Source organism: Haloarcula amylovorans, from assembly GCF_004681185.1.
In the GTDB taxonomy this organism is placed as follows: domain Archaea; phylum Halobacteriota; class Halobacteria; order Halobacteriales; family Haloarculaceae; genus Haloarcula; species Haloarcula amylovorans.
This window is the reverse complement of the sequence record NZ_SRIF01000001.1, coordinates 911540-928882: the sequence shown is the minus strand read 5'-3', so window position 1 is coordinate 928882 and position 17343 is coordinate 911540. Positions and strand designations below refer to the sequence as shown.

Below are 17343 nucleotides of genomic sequence, written 5' to 3'. Positions count from 1 at the left end.
CGATGGAGGCCGTTCCGTAGGCTGGGTATAACTTACCCCCCGGGGCCGCCACTTTCTGGCCGAGAAATGTGGGCGTGTAACTGCCGATGGCAAGGGCCGACACACCGCGGGAGGGACCGATGAGTCTGGAGATTTCGAAACTATCGACGAACGATGGCGCGGTATGGAACGACGCGCTCGATCGGACCGACGAGCGGACGCCGTTTCACCGGTTCGAGGCGCTCGAAGTGTTCGCCGCCCACTCGGGTGCGGAGTTTCACCCGCTGGTCGGCTACAAAGGAGAGGAGGAGATCGGCCTGTTTCCACTGTTCACCCTGGAGAAGGGGCCGATAACGACGGCGTTTTCCCCGCCACCGAACCTGAAGATTAGCTATCTGGGGCCGGTCTTGCTGACACAGCAGGGGATGAAAGCCAACACGGTCGAGCGCAGACGACAGCGATTCGTCTCCGCCTGTATCGACTGGCTCGACGAGACACACGCGCCCCGGTACGTCCACGTTCGGACGGCCATCACGACGCCGGATACCCGCCCGTTCGACTGGGAACTGTTCGAGGAGACGCCCCGTTTTACGTACGTCGTCGACCTCGACACCGGACCGGAGACACTGTTCGACCGGTTCAGCCGCGACGCACGCTCGAACGTGCGTGAAGCCGAGGAGGCCTGCTCCGTCTCGATGTCCGGCCGAGAGGCCGCTCGGCGGATCATCACGCAGGTCAAACAGCGCCACGACGAGCAGAACATCGGCTTTCCGGTAACCCCCGAGCTGGTCGACGACCTCTACGAGGCGCTCCCGGATGGCGTTCTCAGACCGTACGTCTGCACCATCGACGGCAAGTTCGCGGGCGGGAGTCTCGTTCTCGACGACGGTGAACGCGCGTACGGCTGGCAGGGGACCGTCAAACAAGACATCGAATACGATATCAACGATCTACTACACTGGGAAATCATTCGAGACGCCGCCGACCGCGGCGTCCGAAGCTACGATCTCGTCGGTGCGAACAACCCACGACTCTCGCGCTATAAGTCGAAGTTCGCCCCGACGCTGACTCGCTATCACTCCCTGGAACGGAGTTCCACCGGGTTCGGGATGATGGCGCAGCTATACCGGCGACTCCAGTGAGCGCCGGTTCAGGACTCGTCGATGGCGGCGAGCCACGCCTCGATTCGCTCGTCACCGCAGTACCGAACCCTGTTCGTCTCGCGGTCGTAATCGAGAACGCCTGCAGCGTCGAGTTTCGGGAGGTGCACGTGGTAAAGCGAGACGGCGACTCGGTGGCTCGGAATCGCACCGAGACCGGACTCTCGCTCGGTCTGTGCGATGGCCGTCGCGAGCGATTCGAGCGAGTGGTCGGTCCGCTCGGCGTCGATCAGCAACCCCAACAGAGTCCGCCGTCGTCTGGAGGCGAGCAGTTCGACCGAGTCGGCGTCGGGAAGCACCCCCGTCTCGCTGTCTTCGTCACACAGCGGCGATTCGTCGTCAGGCGACATGAGTAGTCCGAGCTCGCGAGGCGATCGGCGCGCTCACGACGAGTCCCTTACTCATCGTTGGACGGTGAACGGCGGGTTCGGTACCAGACGCCGAGGGCGAGCGCTGCGATGCTGACCAGCAGGATTCGTTTCGATGCGAACATCATACCGGAGACTCACGCCACCGTACAGTAGTTATACGTCGTTTTCTTCCGTTTCAACATTCGATAATCGACCGAAACAGTTCGCCTCGCGTGGCGAACGAACGACTGCCTACCGCCGCTAACCACGGAATAACAATACAAGTAGCCCGTGCAGTCAAAGCGCGGGGAGAGCGACACTGCACGTACTGGCCAACCGGTCCATCCCTTGCCAACTCACCCACCCCACCCCCCACTCAGGCCACGCGACGGCGGCCGTCGTCGTCCGAACTGCGCTGTCCGCTCTCCCCCAACGCGACTCGTCCGGGAGTTTCAGGGGAGAACGTTCGTAAGAGTTTCTTAGTCCCGAAAAGGCTGTGTGTATTTAATACCGTGCTCGGGGCATCGCCATCCGAGACAAATGAGCTCAGATGAGACCCACGACCACCTCGACGAACTCTTGCCTTCCAGCGAGACAGATCTCCGAGTCGAGGTGTTCGTCCACTCTCTCGCGCCCGTGGGGTGCAAAGAGAACCAAGATACCCTGGTCGAACGGCTCAGGGCACTTGTCGCGGACGGTGCGCTTGCGGACATCGATCTGCAGGTCTGGGGCGACAGCGTCGCGACCGGCGGCCCGCTCGCGGAGGTCGGGGCCGGTGAGCGAATCGCCGCCGCGATCAGCGAGTTCTACGAACTGGCCGCGAAAAAGAACATCTCTATCTCGCCGTTCTTCCGTATCTCGAAGGTGACTTCCAGCGTCACTGATGAGTCGTTTCGGCGCATCGTCCCGCCGTGCTGCTGTATCGCACTGTACACCGAAGACGGACTGGTCGGTGTCTTTCCCAGTCTGATAGACGGTGTCGCTTACACGCCGGACGACGCGATCACGTATCTCGAAGCGCGCACGAGCAGCGAGCTGCCCTCGCAGATACTCGCTGACGACCGCTCCTAACCGCAGAGATGGGCGTAGCGGGCCAGCAACAACCCGTTGTGGCCCACGGCGTACAGTTGCGGCAGCGAGAACGCGAGTAACGCCGCGCGCCGATAGGTCGTCCCGAGGCGGCGACAGACCGCGAACAAGACGCCCAGTGCAGCGATTTTCAGGGCCAGTAAACCGACACCGCCCCCGATATCGAGTATCGCTCTGGCGACCGGGTTCGCTTCACTGAAACACAGCGAGAGCCCGACTAGCGTCAAGACGACATCGGCGCTCGATGCACCCAACACGACACCCCAGAGAACGTGGTCGTATCGCAGCCGGGTATCCCCGACGAATCCGACGTTCGCAGCGAGATCGGAGGTCACCAGTGAGTGATGGCCGGGACGTGCAATGGTAACAGACCGTATAACTGGCCGCTACAACAGTCGAAGGAAGGCGTTACCGCAAGAAATCCTGACCTAGGTGGCCCGACCGGCGCGGAACCCGCTATTCGGGGTTGTAGGTCCCAGTGAGACGCCGTACAGAGCGGGTAACTATACCATAGTCTCTTGTTCTCTCGCCGTGATGTCCGATCAGACAGACAGTAGTTCGGAATTCCGAGATGGGGGTGACCGATGACCGCACGCCTCGCGACCGTTGGCGTCGTCCTCTTGGTGGCGCTCACCGCACCGATCGCCGGTGTGGGTGCCGTCGCCGCCGCACCGGGGGACGATACGCGCGAGATCGTCTACGGCGAGACGGTGAGGGGCGCGGTCGATAGTGTCGATGCGATACGAGACAATCCGACGGATAACGGCCACAAAGGGGACTGGTACTACGAGCCGGTCTCGTTCGAAGGGAACGCCGGTGACGTGGTCAACGTCAGCCTCTACGGTCCGACCGACACCTCGATGGTGCTCGTCGGTCCTGACGGCCAGCGCCTCTCGCACAACGAGGACGGCGGGCCGGGCAATAACTCTGAGATTGTGACGCGGCTGCCCGCGGACGGGACCTACACCATCCAGGTGACGAGTCACTTCCCGGAAGACAGCTACGAATACCTGCTCTCGCTGCACCGACTGGACGCCGAGGAGCGGACGTCCATCGAACTGGGTGAGACGGTCGTCGGCACCGTCGACGAGACAAACAAGGAGAGCGAGCAGTTCCACGGCCGATACGCGGAGCTCTCGCTTTCGGCACCCGCCGGACAGGAGATCGAGCTGACCCACTCCTCGGCGGCCGACTCCGCGTTGTACCTCGTCGGCCCCAACAACCGAGTCGTGGCCCAGAAGGTCGCTCCGTACGCCGGACAGGACGTCACGCTCCGGCACGTCATCGAACAGGAACAGCCTTACACGGTCATCGTCGCGAGCGACGACTACGAGGGCGAGTTCTCCTACCAGGTGAGCGCGAACGCGGTCACCGAGGCGGAGACGAGTAACGACAGCGCGACGGGGAACGACACCGCTGCGAACGAGACGAACGACACCACCGAAAGCGAGACCAGCGGCCACAGTGAGGGGGGCGGCCACGCTCCAGATAGTCCGGCCTCGCCGTCGCTCCGCGTGCTCGACAGCGGGCTCGATCAGTCCGCGACGACGCTCGGAACGTCCGTGACGCAGACGGTGACCGTCGCCAACCTTGGCGACGCCACCGGGACGTTCGACGAACCGGTGATCGTCGACGGCACCGAGACTGCTCGGTACAACGCGACGCTCGCGCCCTACGAGATGCGGACGCTCAGTGTCACCATGACGCCGAACCGAACCGGCCAGTACAACGTTGCCCTCGGTGACAGAAGTGGACAGTCGCTGACCGTCGTGCCGCCGGCGAACGCCGACGGCAACACGGTGAAAATCGGCAACGACACGTACGTCGGCGTCGCGCAGAACGCGACGGCCGGTCAGACGGTCCCCTTCGAGTTCGAGATGGGGACGGCAGACGCGACCCTTCAGACGGTGTCGGTCGACGCCGGCGGGTCGGGAACGCTGTGGCTCGAAGCCAAGCGAACGACGAACCTCTCGGGCGGTGGTCCGGCCGCCGACGGCCTCGCGGTCCAGCACGGGTTCACGCTCCGTCCGTCGCTGCAGACTAACGGAACCACGGTCGATCAGTCGATCCAGCAAGGGACGGTCACCGTCGACGTGTCTCGAGCCACGCTCGGTGAGACTGCCGAGGCCAACGTCGTCCTCTACCGATACGACGAAGACGCGGAGACGTGGAACGCGCTGCCGACGACCCGTGTCGCGTCCACCGCGGAGAACGTGACCTACCGGGCGGAGACCGACCAGTTCTCCACGCTCGCGCTCGGAACCGTCACGGCCGCCCAGACCGGTGGGTCGCTCTCGACGAACGCCGTCTCGGCCGGTGACACCGTCACCGTGACCGCGACCGTTCGCAACAACGGGTCTGCCCCCGTCGAGACGACTGTCCCTGTCACCGTCGACGGTGATACCGTCACCGAGCGAACGCTGACCGTCCAGCCGGGCGGCGAGCAGACGTTCACCGCGACGCTCTCACCGGCCGCCGGGACGCACGCCATCGGCGTCGGTGACACGCAGATTGGCACGCTCGACGTCGCGGCGTCCGGGACGGCCGACGGCGAGAACTCGATGACGACCGACGAGGATCCCACTTCGACCACCGGCGGCGACGGTCCCGGATTCACTGCCGTGGTTGCGCTGCTCTCGGTCGTGGCGTCGCTGCTGTTGGGATACGGGCGCAAAGAAGCGTAAGCTGGCTCCCGAACGGCCCACCAAGCCGTTCGAGACGGCGGCTATCGTTATTCCGGCGGCGAAATCTCTATTTTCCCACCGCTGGTGACGACGACTTCGAACCCATCGATAGTTGCCGTCACGGTCACTGAATCACCGCTGCCCATGATGATCGCGTCGAGCGCGTCCGTGTCTATCTCGTCGTACAGCGGACTGAGCGCCGTCGTCTCACAGTGACGGACGGACGCCAGCGCCTCGGCGACTGCGATACTCGGTGACACGTCCGCAAACGAGACGGTCGTCGTATACGAGTCGGTCATCGGGTCGTATGTCGGTTCGGGTGCGTCCGCGTCAGCCAACTCACCACCAGTTAGTTCCCATGCCTGTGCTTGTTCACGATGGCCGGAGTCGTTGCCGTTCATCGAGCTAACAGGTGGTGGATGCACAACGTAATAAAAGCTCCGTCAGACGTGGCCGACGAGGGCAACTAACGCGCCCCTACCGACTGTTCGCGCGCGGTCGAAGGAGGTCAAGGCCAGGCCATCCGTCGGCCCGCCACAGGAAGAACGTCGCCCCGAGCAACAGCGCTTCCAGCGCGAGAAATCGATGCCCAGCGGGCGTGCCCAGTATGCCGACGAACTCGACGAACAGCTCGCCGGCGCGGGCAAAAATCGCCGTCGGTTCCATGGGCTGAGCCGGGATCACCGGCCAGAACAGGAAGCCGAGCCTGAGGTGGCCCCCAAGAACGAACGAGTAGACTGCGTCGGCTGGGGGGTGTGCGAGATACGCGAGTGCGAACCCGACGCCCACCGAGGAGCGGCCGTACCAGCGTGCGATCGCGACGACCAGGAGCGATATCGGGACGGCGAACAGGAGCGAGTGTGCGAGCGACGTTCCCGAGGGCAACAGCGTCGTCCCCCAGCCGAGTGGTTTGTCGACGAGGTCGGGAAACTGCGAACCGAGCGCGACGGCGACGACATCGATGCCGCGTGGACGCTCCCGCCCGCGGACGCGAACGTACAGCGAGTAGATGAGATACCCGACAGCGAGGTGTTCCCACGGCCACATCGGCTATCCGCTCCTCGAAGCGACTGCAGTTGACTGTCTCACGCCAGCCGCTGAGGAGCGTTCGCGTATTGTTATACTGACTGTACTCGGGAGCGATACCGCTTCCGTCCGTCGAATATTCGCCCGCGCCGGAACGACGAACGTCGTCGCTCGACTCGTGAGGTATAGACTGCATTATTCGCGCTATGAGCTTAATTACTAACCCTGAAGGAGGGGTTGTGGCCGATGATGCCTGAGCACATCACGGACCAGGAGTTGGAACGGATGGCCGAGTTCGCGAACACCCCGGTGTACCTGCGGAAGCCCGAACAGTTACTCCCCGAAAGCGAGGAGTAATCCCGCCGGGCGGGGTCACTCGGTGAACTCGACCGGTGGCGGGCGTTCTCGCCAGCGGTAGACAACATGGACTGCGGTCAAAATTACGAACGCACCGACCACGATCATCGCGACCGTCCCTTCCGCGATGCCGAGTCCGACGACGGACGCGGCAATGAGAAGCGTACTCAAGATGGCTAACCCGAGATAGTATAGGTACCAGCGCGGTTCCTCGGACTGCTCGCCGAGATAGGGATCTATCTCGGATGCTTTCCGCGCTATCGACACGTCTCCCGAGTCCTCGTCGTACTCGACGAGGCCGGAGTCTGCGAGTTTGGGGAGATGTGTCTGATACAGCGACACGTAGACGCGCTTGCGCTGCTGTGTCGAGAGTTCCTCGACCGTCGTGTCGTTCTCCCAAGCAGCGACGTGTTCCGCGAGGTCGGTCAGCTGGATTGGGTTCGGCTTGGTCCGTAGGAAGTACAGGACGTACCGACGGCGCGGGCTACTGAGGATGTCGAAGACACGGTCGCGTGAGAGTTCTGTATTATTTTGTTCCATCGCATCCGTCACTGCGGTTGGTGAGGAGGCTGTTCATCTGGCTGTCGTTTGAGACGACACGAACGTACCGATAATCGGACACCAATTTGTTACAGCGTCGTTACTCCCGTGATAGGCCGGATTACTGCCTTCGGCGGCAGCTAGCTCCGAACCCAAATACCGCCGTTCGTAACGCGTCGCGCCAGCCTCGACGGCCGTTTGCTTCGCGACCGGATTAGTTAGAAAACCGTAAAGAACTATATACCTTGATTGTCAGGTAAGAAGTGGAACCGTCGCTATCGTACCGTCACCGACCCCTCACCCCGACGAAACGCAATCAACCGTGACAGATAACGTAGATCCGCAGACAGAATCGAAGCTGAACGCGCCGGACGAAGCCGACGGACCGACCGAATCAGCCGACAGTAGCGGCGACAACGGTGTGGAGCAGGCGAATTCGATTGCCGCGTCTCTCTCCGACAGTGAGCTGTTCGACATCTTGAAGAACGAGCGCAGACGCGCGACCCTCTCTTTGCTCTTTGCCTCGGACGACGCCTCGGTCTCAGTCAGTTCCGTTTCCGAACACGTCGCGGCCCAGGAGAACGACACGACGGTCGATTCACTCGAAGAACAACAGCGAAAGCGCGTCTACGTCTCCTTATATCAGTGTCACTTCCCGAAGATGGACGAGCTAGGAATCGTCGAGTTCGACCGCGAGACGGGAACTATCTCGCTGGGCCCCAACGCGACGGTACTCAGGGGTTACATCGACAGCGAAGCGAACACCGGGCGAGCGTGGTATCGCTACTACGCCGCGGTGACGGTCGCGGGGACGGTCGGCGTTCTCGTCAATCGGGCGGCTGGGACGGTTCTCGCGGCCGAACTCGTCACCGGTGGCATCCTCCTCGCCGTCGCCGTCTGTGCGACCGCTCACTGGTATCGAGACCGTTAATACGCCAGTAACCCGTTCGTACCGACCAGTAAACGGCGCTCAGACCGACTGCAGCGCCGTCTCCTCGGGGGCGGTAAAGAGATCTGCGACTCGCCGGGTGGTGTCGTCGCCCTCACTAGCGTTTTCCAGAAGGACGGTCTCGCTCGGGAAGAGACGCTCGCCGAGTTCAAGGTCGTGGTCACGCGCGGTCGAACCCGTCACCGTGAGATAGACGCCGATGCCCGTCTCAGCGATGTCGGCCTCCTCCTCGTTGCCGTTGTCTGGGTACGTAAACGTGATACCGTCTAACGCCGCTGTTCCCAGCACTGCCTCGACGAGGCGCTCGTAGCGCGGCGAGATACAGAACTCGCCCTGGTATTCGGCGACGAACTCCCGGTTCAGCGGCCGGTCCTGGGCGTCGATCACGCTGGGCATCGCCAACAGCGTGTGATAGACCGTATCGCCGAGACCAGTGACCACCCGGACGTCCGTATCGAGCGGATCGATGCGGTCGTTTATCTCGCCGATACTCGTAAGCGGGTCGTCGCGCAACTGGACGACCTCCTCCAAGACGAGGTCGGCGCTATCGAAGCCGAGTGCGAACTCGTGAGTCCGAAGAGCTCGAAACGGCTCCTCACGGCCGATTAGCTGCACGTCGCCGTGGTCGGTTGGGATGGTGACGCTGTCGAAGACGAGGCGGCGCGGCATCCCGTCGCGGTCGTCCCGGAGCAGCGTATACTCCGGTCGGCGCGGGTCCGAAAGCGTCGAGTATTCGGCGAGGCGATGGTAGACATCGTCGTTGGCGTGCTGATTGCCTTTGGTGATGGCCTTCTCGTAGCGAAGCGTCGAGATGATATCGTCGGCCAACTCGGCGGTCCCGGTCCGAGACGCGAGCCGTTCCAGGACGGCTTCGAGGGGCCTGCCTTTTCGTGGCACGGCCACCCTGGTCGTCGTCATTACGGCAATCCACAGGAGCGAGCGGTAAAACCAGTTCGATTCATACGGATTGTTGTAGCTGTTTCCCGGTACTCGTCGCACCGGGCCCGAGGATACCGGTACGAGACTACAACAATCCGTATCAGCCGGGGCGTCGTCCCCGGCTCGGTCAGTTGCCGCCGCCGATGACCGATGAGAGCTGTTCGCGCCACGCTTTGAGCTCCTCGATCTCGTCTTCGAGGTTCGTGAGGCGCTCGTCCACTTCGCCGTCGCCGATCTCCTCGCGCAGCGACGCCAGTTCCGATTCGAGGTCGTCGAGCTGGTCGTCCAACTCGTCGACGGTCCCCTCCACGTCGTTCACGTCAGATTCGACAGTCTCGACCTCGTCGTCGAGTCGGGAGACATCCTCGCTCGCCGACTGTGCGGTCGACTTTGCGCTCTGAATATCGGATTCGAAGTTGGCGAGTTCCGACTCGAATTCGGACAGTCGATCGCTAAAGTCGGAGATCATCTGGTCGCCGGTCCCGTTTTCGGCGAGGAATTCTTCAAGCGCGTCGGTATATGCGCGAAGGTCGGAGATATCTCCCTGTATCCGCTCGATACGCGCCTCGTTGACGCCATCTGTAGAGCCGTCGTCCTCAGAGACGGCATCGAGCGCTCGCTGGAGGAGTTTTATGTCGTCCGGCGAGACGTTCTGTTGTCTGATTTCGTCTGCCATCGCCGCGACGACGCCGTTCTCTACGTCGGGTGTAGGACCCTCCGCTCCGTCGCCGTTCGCCGCCTCGTCGCTGCCACCGGGGCTGTTCGGGTCCTTGAGGTCGAGCGTCTCGATGTCCTCGTCGTCTTCGTCTTCCAGTCCGGGGACGCTGTCGGCATCGCCCGCGATGACGTCCTTGACCGCGTCATCGCCGCTGCCCACCAGATCAGCGTCGTCCTCGTCCATCGGCGGGTCGACGGACGCGATCTCCGGTTCGGTGAGGAACTTTTCGACGTCGTCGGTGCCGGTCGCGCGGATGCCATAGACTGTCGTGTAGTCCGCGTCGGGTTCGACTTCCTTCTCGAAGGCGATGCGGTCCTCGTTGATGTCCCAGTACTCGGACCCGTACTCCGGGTGGAATCCGAGGTCCTCGACGGCCACGTCCTCCGGCACTTCGTCGACGAGACGGAGCGTTACTGGTTCCGTTCGACGGGACTGTACGTTGAATGCGATTGCGGGCACGGGGAACTCGTCGGCCTCGAACCGTTTGGTGACGGTCACCCCATCCGAGGCGACGGTAACCTCTTCATATGTTTGCGAATCACTCATGTTTGTTAGTCCATACCCCGCAGTATTAAAGCTACTTCGCCTCTCGCAGTTACTGATTTCGACCGCTGTGGTCAGAGGTCCACGCGGTCGCCGATCTTCGCGATTTCCAGCGACCGGGGGTACTCGAAGCTGTTGGCGTGGTTGTGCAAGACCGTCGGTTCGGTCGTCATGCCCTTCCACATGTCCCAGTGGCTCGGCAACAACCGGTCGAGCTGGAGGTCGTTCGCCGCCTCGATGATCATGTTTTCGTCGTTGTACCACTGCGTTCGCTTCGGTTCGCCGGTGTCGCTGTCGTCGATCATGCCGATGGTCCCGAACGCGAGGACGCCGAGGTCGATGTCGTATTCCTCGCCGACCGTCTCGAAGTCGCCGGGGCGGGCGTCGCCGCCGTGGAAGAACGTGCCCGACTCGTGTTCGAAGACGTAGGAGACGGGGTGTTCGGCGTCGGGGTCGTTGGCCGGTTCGACGTGTATCGTCAGGTCCCCGATTTCGAGTGTGTCGCCCTCCTCGACCTCGTGGAGCTGATCGTCGGTCACGGACCAGTTGTCCATCCACGCCTCTTCACGGATGACGTCGTGGCCGCTGTCAGTGGTGTAGTAGTCGGCGTTCGTGCCCGCGAGGATCGGGGCCTGCGAGGGACCGTGGACGTGATCGGTGTGCTCGTGCGTTCCCAGCACTGCGTCGGCCTCCTGTACCTCTGTCGGATCGAACGGCACCGGCACCATGCGGACGGTGCGCGGCGGGTCGCCGATGCCGAGATACGGGTCGATATACACCGTCGTGTCCCCGCTGGACTTGACGATGAAGCCGTTACAGCCCAGATACCAGATCGCCAGTCCGTCGGGGTCGGCGTCTTCGACGGCGCGCAAGAGCCAGTCGTCCCAGTCAGAATCAACCGTCATGTTCCTGCCTGCGACGGGAGCAGGCTAAGTCGTTACGGACTTCGGAACTTCTCGATGCGGTCGTCGCCGTACTCCACGCTCGCGACCGACGGCAGCGAGCGAAGCGACCCCGACAGCGCGAAGTACAGCGTCCCGACGAAGTTCGCGCCCCCGACGAACAGGACGATGGGGACCGGACCGACGACGGCCGCCGCCGCGCCACCGAGGAGCGACCCGAACGGCGTCGCGATCTGTCCGAGCGTGGCCATCGAACTCGTCACCCGTCCCAGCTTGTGTTCTGGAACGACCGTCTGGACGAGCGTATCGAAGAGGACGCTGTTGCCGCCCGAATAGACGATTGCCAGCGCGAAGAACGCGACGATGGCCGGCGTCCACGTCGAGAGTGCCGCCCCGACCCACGCGAGACCGGTCAGGGCCGTTCCGCCGAGCATGAAGTAGCCGTAGGGCACTCGGTCGAGTCGTGCCGAGAGTACCGAACCGACGAGTGCGCCCGCGGCCAGCGCCGAGAGCAGGACGCCGTACAGGCCGGCGCTCCCGCGAAGTTCGGCGAAAGCCGGGAGGATAGCGAGCATCATCCCCGTGGCGAAGCTGATGAAGATCTGCGGGACCAACACGGGAACGAACGCCGTCCCGTGGAGGTAGTCGATACCGTCCCGGAAGTCGCCGACGTACCGCCGCGTCCGCTCGCGGAGGGATTCGGACTCGGACTCGGAATCCCTTCGCTCGGTGTTCCCGCCATCGGGAGCGGCCGTCACGTCGTCGCCGGGGTTCACGTCGTCGGTTTCCGCGTTGGGGTCGCCCCTGCGCTCTGGCAGCGTAAGGCCGGCGAACAGCAGGATTGCGACGCCGAAGGTCGCCGCGTCGACGAGGAACGCGCCGACGGCACCGACGGCCGCCAGTCCGACGAGGATACCACCCACCGCGTTGAACGCCATGTTGACGCCCTCGTGGGCGGTGTTGAACACCGCGTTCGCCGACGAGAGGTTCTCCCGGCCGACGGCGCGGGGGAGCGCGGCGGACTGCGCCGGGTAGGTTACGAGGTTCACGAGCGACGCCAGCGGGATGACGACGAGGACCAACTCGACCGTCAGGGCGTCGAACCACGCCGCGACCGGAATCGTCAGTACGAGCAAGCCCTGAACGGCCTGTGTCACGACGAGCGCCCACCGGACTTCCACGTCGTCGACGAGGGGACCGACCGCGAAGGAGAGCAGGCCAGGGACCATCACCAGAAAGGAGGCGACGCCGGTGTAGAACGTCGATTGGGTGAGGTCGTGGACCAGCCACAGCGCCGCGACGTAGTAGATGCTGTCGCCGGCGTTGGTCACTAGCCGACCGACGAGCAAGCGGAGAAACGTTCGGTTGGAGAGCAGTTCGCGCACGACACGTCTCTCCGACGACGATTTAAATATGTGTTGTGGTGGTTCGTCAGAGATTCACGCCGTCTCTTCGATGTGCGTGAAGGGGAACGACGTACCCCGGAAAACGAGAAGCCGTCTGTCGGGCTTCGTCTCAGTCCTCGCAGCAACCGCCGGCCTTCTGGCCGAAGTCGACAGTCAACTGTTCGGAGACGAGTTCGTTGAGTTCCTGCAAGCGGAGTTCGAGGTCGTTCTGGACCTGCAGGTACTCGCTCATCACGGGGATGTCGTGGAGGTCCTCTTGGGCGTCCTGCAGTTTCCGAAGGTCTTCCTGAGAGGCGCGACCGGTCTGGCGGGCGAGCTGGAACTCCTCGCGCAGTTGCTCGAACTCCTGGATGGCCTCCTGTGCTTCCTCGTGGTCCTCGACGGCCGCTTTGGCTTCGAGGTAGCGCTGGTACACCGGCAGTTCGGTGATGGCCTCGCCGAACTCCGTGGCGAGTTCCTCGACGTCGTCGTCGGTGGGGTCGGCGGCGGTGTCGCTCTCGATGCTCATATCGCGGGGTTGGGACTGGCGATGTATAGGCTTGCCGAAACCCCACCTACGGATTATTGTAGCTGTTTACCGGTAACCGACGTACCGTAACGGCGATACCGGTAAGAGACTACAATAGTCCGTAGCCCGGAAGCGCGGAGGTTTTACACCGCGAGGCAGTAAGCCGTTTCAATGAGCCAAGAGCGTACCGAGGGAGACCTCCGAAACACGGGCCTTTCGCTGAAGCACGACCGGGAGTGGGACTACGAACTCGACCGCATCGTCGAGGCGGTCGAGGAACGCGACGCCGAGACGGTCGGGCTACAGTTCCCAGAGGGACTCAAGCGGCGCGGCCCCGCCGTCACCGACGATTTACGGGAGACGCTTCCCGACGACGTGCAGGTGATGATGTCGGGCCAGCCCTGTTACGGAGCCTGTGACCTCGACACTTACATGATGCGCCGGACGGACGTGTTCGTCCACTTCGGCCACTCGCCGATGAAGGAATCTGACAAGATTATCTACGTCCCGCTGTTCTCGAACGTCGACGTCTTCCCGATGATGGAGCGTGCCACAGAGGAGGAACTGGCGAGTCCCGACGAGGACCCCGACGTGGGTCTCGTGACGACCGCCCAGCACATGAACAAGTTCGACGAGATGCGCTCGTGGCTCGAAGAACGGGGCTACGAGGTCCACGTTCGCAAGGGCGACGACCGCTTGACCCACGAGGGACAGGTGCTTGGCTGTAACTACGCCAGCGCCGACGTCGACGCCGACCAGATTCTCTACGTCGGCGGCGGGAAGTTCCACCCGCTCGGACTGGCGATGGAACACCCCGAGAAGAAGGTCGTCATCGCGGACCCGGTCAACAACGCTCTAACCATCGCCGACACGGAGCAGTTCATGAAACAGCGCTACGCCTCGGTCCACAAAGCGATGGACGCCGAAAAGTGGGGCGTCATCTTCTGTACGAAAATCGGGCAGGGTCGCTGGGAGAAGGCCCAGGAAATCGTCGAGAACAACGACGACGCCTACCTCATCACGATGGACGAGGTGACACCGGACCGCCTCACTAACTTCGGGATGGACGCCTACGTCAACACCGGCTGTCCGCGCATCACCACCGACGACGGTCCGCAGTTCAAGAAGCCGATGCTCACCCCCGGCGAGTACGAAATCGCCATCGGCGAGAAACCGCTCGACTCCCTGGAGTTCGACACGTTCCACGGAACGTGGTGAGGAGCCGACGCCTCGCTGAATAACTGTCAAACATTCCCAAAGATTTTTGCATGAATCTGGCGTATCCCCGCTGATGCCGACAAAGAGCGCCCTCGCCCAGCAACTCGCCGTCGTCGCGGGGTTCGACGACCCACGGGCCGACCTCGAACAGTACCGGACGCCCCCGGAACTGGCGGCACACCTCGTCCACACGGCGGACTTACAGGGCGACGTGCAGGACCGCACCGTCGTCGACTTAGGCTGCGGGACTGGCATGCTGGCGCTCGGTGCAGCGCTCAGGGGACCCGACACCGTCGTCGGTCTCGATATCGACCCCGCGCCGCTCTCGACGGCCCGGAAGAACGAACGGAAGGTCGGGTCGACCACCTCCGTCTCGTGGGTGCGAGCAGACGCGACGCAGGCCCCGCTCTGTCCCCCCGAGGAGACCACCGTCGTGATGAACCCGCCCTTCGGCGCGCAGTCGGGCAACGAACACGCAGACCGCGGCTTTCTCGAAACTGCCGCCGAGGTGTCCGAAGTCTCTTACTCCATTCACAACGAGGGGAGCCGCGAGTTCGTCGAGTCCTTCGCTTCCGACAACGGCGGCGAGGTGACCCACGCCTTCGAAGCCGAGTTTGACCTCCCCCGTCAGTTCGATTTCCACGATCAAGACTCACAGGAAATCACCACCGAAGTGTACCGTATCGTCTGGGAGTAGTTCCGAACGACCGCAGCGGCCCCGTCAGTTCCGCGGTTTCCGTTTCTCCGCGACGACTACGCGCGTCCCGTTCTCGCCGGCGTACAGTCGCGTCCGGTTGCGGTCGAACGTGAGGCCGCCGACGGTGCTGGCGGTCATATTCGCCGGGATAGGCCCCCGACCGATGGTCTGGTTCCCGCGGGTGACCGCTATCTGGAACCCGCCTTCGGTCGGGCGAAGTGTGACGTTTCTGTTGGCGATTGTGGCGTCGGCCGTCGACGGGGGTGACGTGAACACCGTACGACGCTCGCCGCCCCCGCGGCGGAGTTGGACCCGGTAGACGGTGTCGTTGCCCAGCACCGACCACCCCGTACGGTTGGCGTACACCGTCTCGCGCCAGCCCACGCCGCCGACGATAACAGGGACACGCTTGTTCAGGGTGAGTCTCCCCTTCGGCACCGCCGCTATCCACACTTCCCGGTCGTCGTTGACGACGACGACGCCGCTCTGGGAGACGTTGGTCTGGGTCTCGCCGATGCCGAACGGCGTCGGGATACCGCCAACGTAGGCGTCGCGGACGTTCTCGTCGTAGGTGACGACGTAGTCCCTGACTTCGACCCCATTCTCCGGTACGTCACCGGGGCCGATTTTGACTAGGTTCGTCGGCACTGACGCCAGACAGAGCGCGCCGAGGGCGACCACTATCACGATGGTCGCAATCGAGGGGCCGTGCCACTCGAAGCGAGTGACTCGGCGGTCGAACGGCCTCGTCCCGGCCGCCAGCAAGAGGGCAAGGAGGAAGACGAGTCCCGTCCCGAGCCATCGATACAGTGTGAACCGCCCGCCGCCGACGGGGAGGTACACCGCCCAGAGGCCGTTCGAGATAGCGAAGACGAGCGTGGCGAAGAAGACGCCCGTCGGCCGCGGCCGCTCCTCGCGGGTCCAGAGGAGCATCCCTGCGACCACGACACCGGCAAGCAGTCCGATGGCGTGGCCCTGAATGGCGATGTCGGCCCACCACGGCGTGATGTAGCGGGTCGCGCCGCCGACGGTCGGCTCGGGGTAGCGAAGCGCCGTGTAGACGAGATCGACGATGCGGTTAGCGAGGAACGCTCCGAGGAAGAGGAATGGCCGTGTGACGAGGGCGAACCCGGCGAGTGCGAATACCACACCGGAGAAGCCGACGACGGGGCCGACGGCGAAGACGCCGGTGAACACGCCGACGACGGCCATCGCCGCCGGGATCGCGAGAATCCGCGCGAACGGGTTCGTCGCGAGTGAGGAAAACGTCTGTGTGCCCCGCGCTCGCGGATAGTGGCCCCACACGTACTCGACGACGGTGCCGTAGACGAGCGTCGCCATGAGGTTCCCCGTGATGTGGCCCTGCCCAGCGTGGGTAAAGGGCCCGGTCAGGATGCCCAGCGGGTAGAAGTACGACCACGTCCGGAAGGGCGTCACCAGCGGTCGTGCGTGCCACCAGACCCCCTGTACGAACCAGTAGACGGCGAGGACGCCCGCCATCGTCAGCAGCGTTCCCCACGGCACCCCGAACAGGAGGCGACGGCGGAGCGGGTCCAGCAGTCGCCCACCGGCGAGACGGCGCAACGCGACCAGCACGACGGCGACGGCGACGACGACGGCCAGCGGTCGGAACGGCACCGCGGCCACCGCCCCCCACAGCGACGACTGCATCATTCACCCACTCTCGGGACGGCGATGGCTTAGATGTGGCGGCGATCTCGGCGGTGGCGAGCGGTCGGAGCGTGAACGATGGTCTGGCTCAGAACAGACCGACACCGACGCTGTAGGGCCACGACGTGCCCGCGAGCGTCAGGACCACCAGCGCGCCGCCCGCGAGCGCGACGTTCTTCAGGAACTGCGTCATCTCGTCCTGTTGCTGGTCTTCCGGGACGGCCCAGAAGTCGTGCATCGCCACCGCTGAGGCGACGAGGAAGACGGCGAGTGCGCCCGCCGCGACGACGGGGTACGCGCCCACGATGACGAGCAGGCCGCTGAACAGCAACAGCCCTCCGCTCCCGTACACCGCTGCCGCGGGCGCTGGCAGCCCCTTCGCCTCGGCGTAGGGGATCATCCCATCGGCGTTCAGGAAGTGGTTCAGTCCGGTGAACGCGAGAACGCCGCCGAAGAGGAGCCGACCGAGCAGGAACAGTTCAGCCGACCCCGTGGTCTCGAATACCATCAGTACCGAACCTCGATGGCAATACCGGCTATCTGCGTCCGATTCGACCGTGCACCAAGTTGTGGTTTCATTACGTTACTTGGTTCGGATGCGAACCTA

At 63.5% G+C, this 17343-nt stretch carries 18 protein-coding genes; 6 read left to right on the top strand and 12 right to left on the bottom strand.

The features are described from left to right. Positions 1-119: 119 nt before the first annotated feature. Positions 120-1121, top strand: coding sequence for a GNAT family N-acetyltransferase (locus tag E4S61_RS04785; protein WP_135302750.1), 1002 nt, complete (start codon positions 120-122; stop codon positions 1119-1121). An 8-nt stretch (positions 1122-1129) separates the two neighbouring features. Here E4S61_RS04785 and E4S61_RS04780 read toward each other — a convergent pair whose 3' ends face one another. Then, positions 1130-1489, bottom strand: a complete 360-nt coding sequence (locus E4S61_RS04780; protein ID WP_135302749.1) for a DUF7344 domain-containing protein — start codon at positions 1487-1489, stop codon at positions 1130-1132. 540 nt (positions 1490-2029) lie between these two features. On the opposite strand from E4S61_RS04780, the gene E4S61_RS04775 reads away from it, so the two are divergent. Next, the gene (locus tag E4S61_RS04775; protein WP_135302748.1) at positions 2030-2560 is read left to right on the top strand and encodes an HTH domain-containing protein; all 531 of its coding nucleotides are present in this window, start codon (positions 2030-2032) and stop codon (positions 2558-2560) included. On the opposite strand, the gene E4S61_RS04770 is transcribed toward E4S61_RS04775, so the two are convergent. Then, entirely contained in the window at positions 2557-2913 is a 357-nt protein-coding gene (locus E4S61_RS04770) for a DUF5658 family protein (protein ID WP_135302747.1), read from the bottom strand. The genes E4S61_RS04775 and E4S61_RS04770 overlap by 4 nt on opposite strands. Before the next feature lie 249 nt (positions 2914-3162). Between E4S61_RS04770 and E4S61_RS04765 the strand changes: the two genes are divergently transcribed. Next, positions 3163-5262, top strand: a complete 2100-nt coding sequence (locus E4S61_RS04765; RefSeq protein WP_135302746.1) for a pre-peptidase C-terminal domain-containing protein — start codon at positions 3163-3165, stop codon at positions 5260-5262. 47 nt (positions 5263-5309) lie between these two features. Here E4S61_RS04765 and E4S61_RS04760 read toward each other — a convergent pair whose 3' ends face one another. From E4S61_RS04760 to E4S61_RS04750, 3 genes are all read right to left on the bottom strand, one after another. Next, entirely contained in the window at positions 5310-5663 is a 354-nt protein-coding gene (locus E4S61_RS04760; protein ID WP_135302745.1) for a HalOD1 output domain-containing protein, read from the bottom strand. A gap of 76 nt (positions 5664-5739) precedes the next feature. Next, complete coding sequence (locus E4S61_RS04755) at positions 5740-6309, bottom strand: metal-dependent hydrolase (protein ID WP_135302744.1); 570 nt, start codon at positions 6307-6309, stop codon at positions 5740-5742. Positions 6310-6660: 351 nt separating this feature from the next. After that, positions 6661-7185, bottom strand: a complete 525-nt coding sequence (locus tag E4S61_RS04750; protein ID WP_135302743.1) for a DUF7344 domain-containing protein — start codon at positions 7183-7185, stop codon at positions 6661-6663. Positions 7186-7507: 322 nt separating this feature from the next. On the opposite strand from E4S61_RS04750, the gene E4S61_RS04745 reads away from it, so the two are divergent. Then, entirely contained in the window at positions 7508-8116 is a 609-nt protein-coding gene (locus E4S61_RS04745) for a DUF7344 domain-containing protein (protein WP_135302742.1), read from the top strand. A gap of 39 nt (positions 8117-8155) precedes the next feature. Here E4S61_RS04745 and E4S61_RS04740 read toward each other — a convergent pair whose 3' ends face one another. The 5 genes from E4S61_RS04740 to E4S61_RS04720 form a co-directional block, all read right to left on the bottom strand. Then, the gene (locus E4S61_RS04740) at positions 8156-9052 is read right to left on the bottom strand and encodes a hypothetical protein (protein WP_135302741.1); all 897 of its coding nucleotides are present in this window, start codon (positions 9050-9052) and stop codon (positions 8156-8158) included. Between the two features lie 148 nt (positions 9053-9200). Continuing rightward, on the bottom strand, positions 9201-10337 hold the full coding sequence (locus tag E4S61_RS04735; RefSeq protein WP_135302740.1) for a coiled-coil domain-containing protein: 1137 nt from the start codon (positions 10335-10337) through the stop codon (positions 9201-9203). A gap of 71 nt (positions 10338-10408) precedes the next feature. Further along, positions 10409-11239, bottom strand: a complete 831-nt coding sequence (locus E4S61_RS04730; RefSeq protein WP_135302739.1) for an MBL fold metallo-hydrolase — start codon at positions 11237-11239, stop codon at positions 10409-10411. Between the two features lie 32 nt (positions 11240-11271). Then, positions 11272-12621, bottom strand: coding sequence for an MFS transporter (locus tag E4S61_RS04725; protein WP_167768417.1), 1350 nt, complete (start codon positions 12619-12621; stop codon positions 11272-11274). Between the two features lie 130 nt (positions 12622-12751). Beyond that, a complete protein-coding gene (locus E4S61_RS04720) occupies positions 12752-13150 on the bottom strand; it encodes a YlbF family regulator (protein ID WP_135302737.1) in 399 nt (132 codons plus the stop codon). 171 nt (positions 13151-13321) lie between these two features. Between E4S61_RS04720 and dph2 the strand changes: the two genes are divergently transcribed. Both dph2 and E4S61_RS04710 read left to right on the top strand, forming a co-directional pair. After that, positions 13322-14368 carry a diphthamide biosynthesis enzyme Dph2 gene (gene dph2 / locus E4S61_RS04715; protein WP_135302736.1) on the top strand — a complete coding sequence of 349 codons (1047 nt, stop codon included), beginning with the start codon at positions 13322-13324 and terminating at the stop codon, positions 14366-14368. Positions 14369-14441: 73 nt separating this feature from the next. Continuing rightward, positions 14442-15065, top strand: coding sequence for an METTL5 family protein (locus E4S61_RS04710; RefSeq protein WP_135302735.1), 624 nt, complete (start codon positions 14442-14444; stop codon positions 15063-15065). A gap of 24 nt (positions 15066-15089) precedes the next feature. Here E4S61_RS04710 and E4S61_RS04705 read toward each other — a convergent pair whose 3' ends face one another. Together E4S61_RS04705 and E4S61_RS04700 are read right to left on the bottom strand one after the other, a co-directional pair. Next, positions 15090-16736 carry a rhomboid family intramembrane serine protease gene (locus E4S61_RS04705; RefSeq protein ID WP_449405159.1) on the bottom strand — a complete coding sequence of 549 codons (1647 nt, stop codon included), beginning with the start codon at positions 16734-16736 and terminating at the stop codon, positions 15090-15092. 88 nt (positions 16737-16824) lie between these two features. After that, positions 16825-17244 carry a DoxX family protein gene (locus E4S61_RS04700; RefSeq protein WP_135302733.1) on the bottom strand — a complete coding sequence of 140 codons (420 nt, stop codon included), beginning with the start codon at positions 17242-17244 and terminating at the stop codon, positions 16825-16827. Positions 17245-17343: the final 99 nt, after the last annotated feature.

Coding starts and splice junctions, on each gene's coding strand:
- E4S61_RS04785 (WP_135302750.1), top strand. CDS start 120: ATGAGTCTGGAGATTTCGAAACTATCGACGAACGATGGCGCGGTATGG.
- E4S61_RS04780 (WP_135302749.1), bottom strand. CDS start 1,489: ATGTCGCCTGACGACGAATCGCCGCTGTGTGACGAAGACAGCGAGACG.
- E4S61_RS04775 (WP_135302748.1), top strand. CDS start 2,030: ATGAGCTCAGATGAGACCCACGACCACCTCGACGAACTCTTGCCTTCC.
- E4S61_RS04765 (WP_135302746.1), top strand. CDS start 3,163: ATGACCGCACGCCTCGCGACCGTTGGCGTCGTCCTCTTGGTGGCGCTC.
- E4S61_RS04760 (WP_135302745.1), bottom strand. CDS start 5,663: ATGAACGGCAACGACTCCGGCCATCGTGAACAAGCACAGGCATGGGAA.
- E4S61_RS04755 (WP_135302744.1), bottom strand. CDS start 6,309: ATGTGGCCGTGGGAACACCTCGCTGTCGGGTATCTCATCTACTCGCTG.
- E4S61_RS04750 (WP_135302743.1), bottom strand. CDS start 7,185: ATGGAACAAAATAATACAGAACTCTCACGCGACCGTGTCTTCGACATC.
- E4S61_RS04740 (WP_135302741.1), bottom strand. CDS start 9,052: ATGACGACGACCAGGGTGGCCGTGCCACGAAAAGGCAGGCCCCTCGAA.
- E4S61_RS04735 (WP_135302740.1), bottom strand. CDS start 10,337: ATGAGTGATTCGCAAACATATGAAGAGGTTACCGTCGCCTCGGATGGG.
- E4S61_RS04730 (WP_135302739.1), bottom strand. CDS start 11,239: ATGACGGTTGATTCTGACTGGGACGACTGGCTCTTGCGCGCCGTCGAA.
- E4S61_RS04720 (WP_135302737.1), bottom strand. CDS start 13,150: ATGAGCATCGAGAGCGACACCGCCGCCGACCCCACCGACGACGACGTC.
- dph2 (WP_135302736.1), top strand. CDS start 13,322: ATGAGCCAAGAGCGTACCGAGGGAGACCTCCGAAACACGGGCCTTTCG.
- E4S61_RS04710 (WP_135302735.1), top strand. CDS start 14,442: ATGCCGACAAAGAGCGCCCTCGCCCAGCAACTCGCCGTCGTCGCGGGG.
- E4S61_RS04705 (WP_449405159.1), bottom strand. CDS start 16,736: ATGCAGTCGTCGCTGTGGGGGGCGGTGGCCGCGGTGCCGTTCCGACCG.
- E4S61_RS04700 (WP_135302733.1), bottom strand. CDS start 17,244: ATGGTATTCGAGACCACGGGGTCGGCTGAACTGTTCCTGCTCGGTCGG.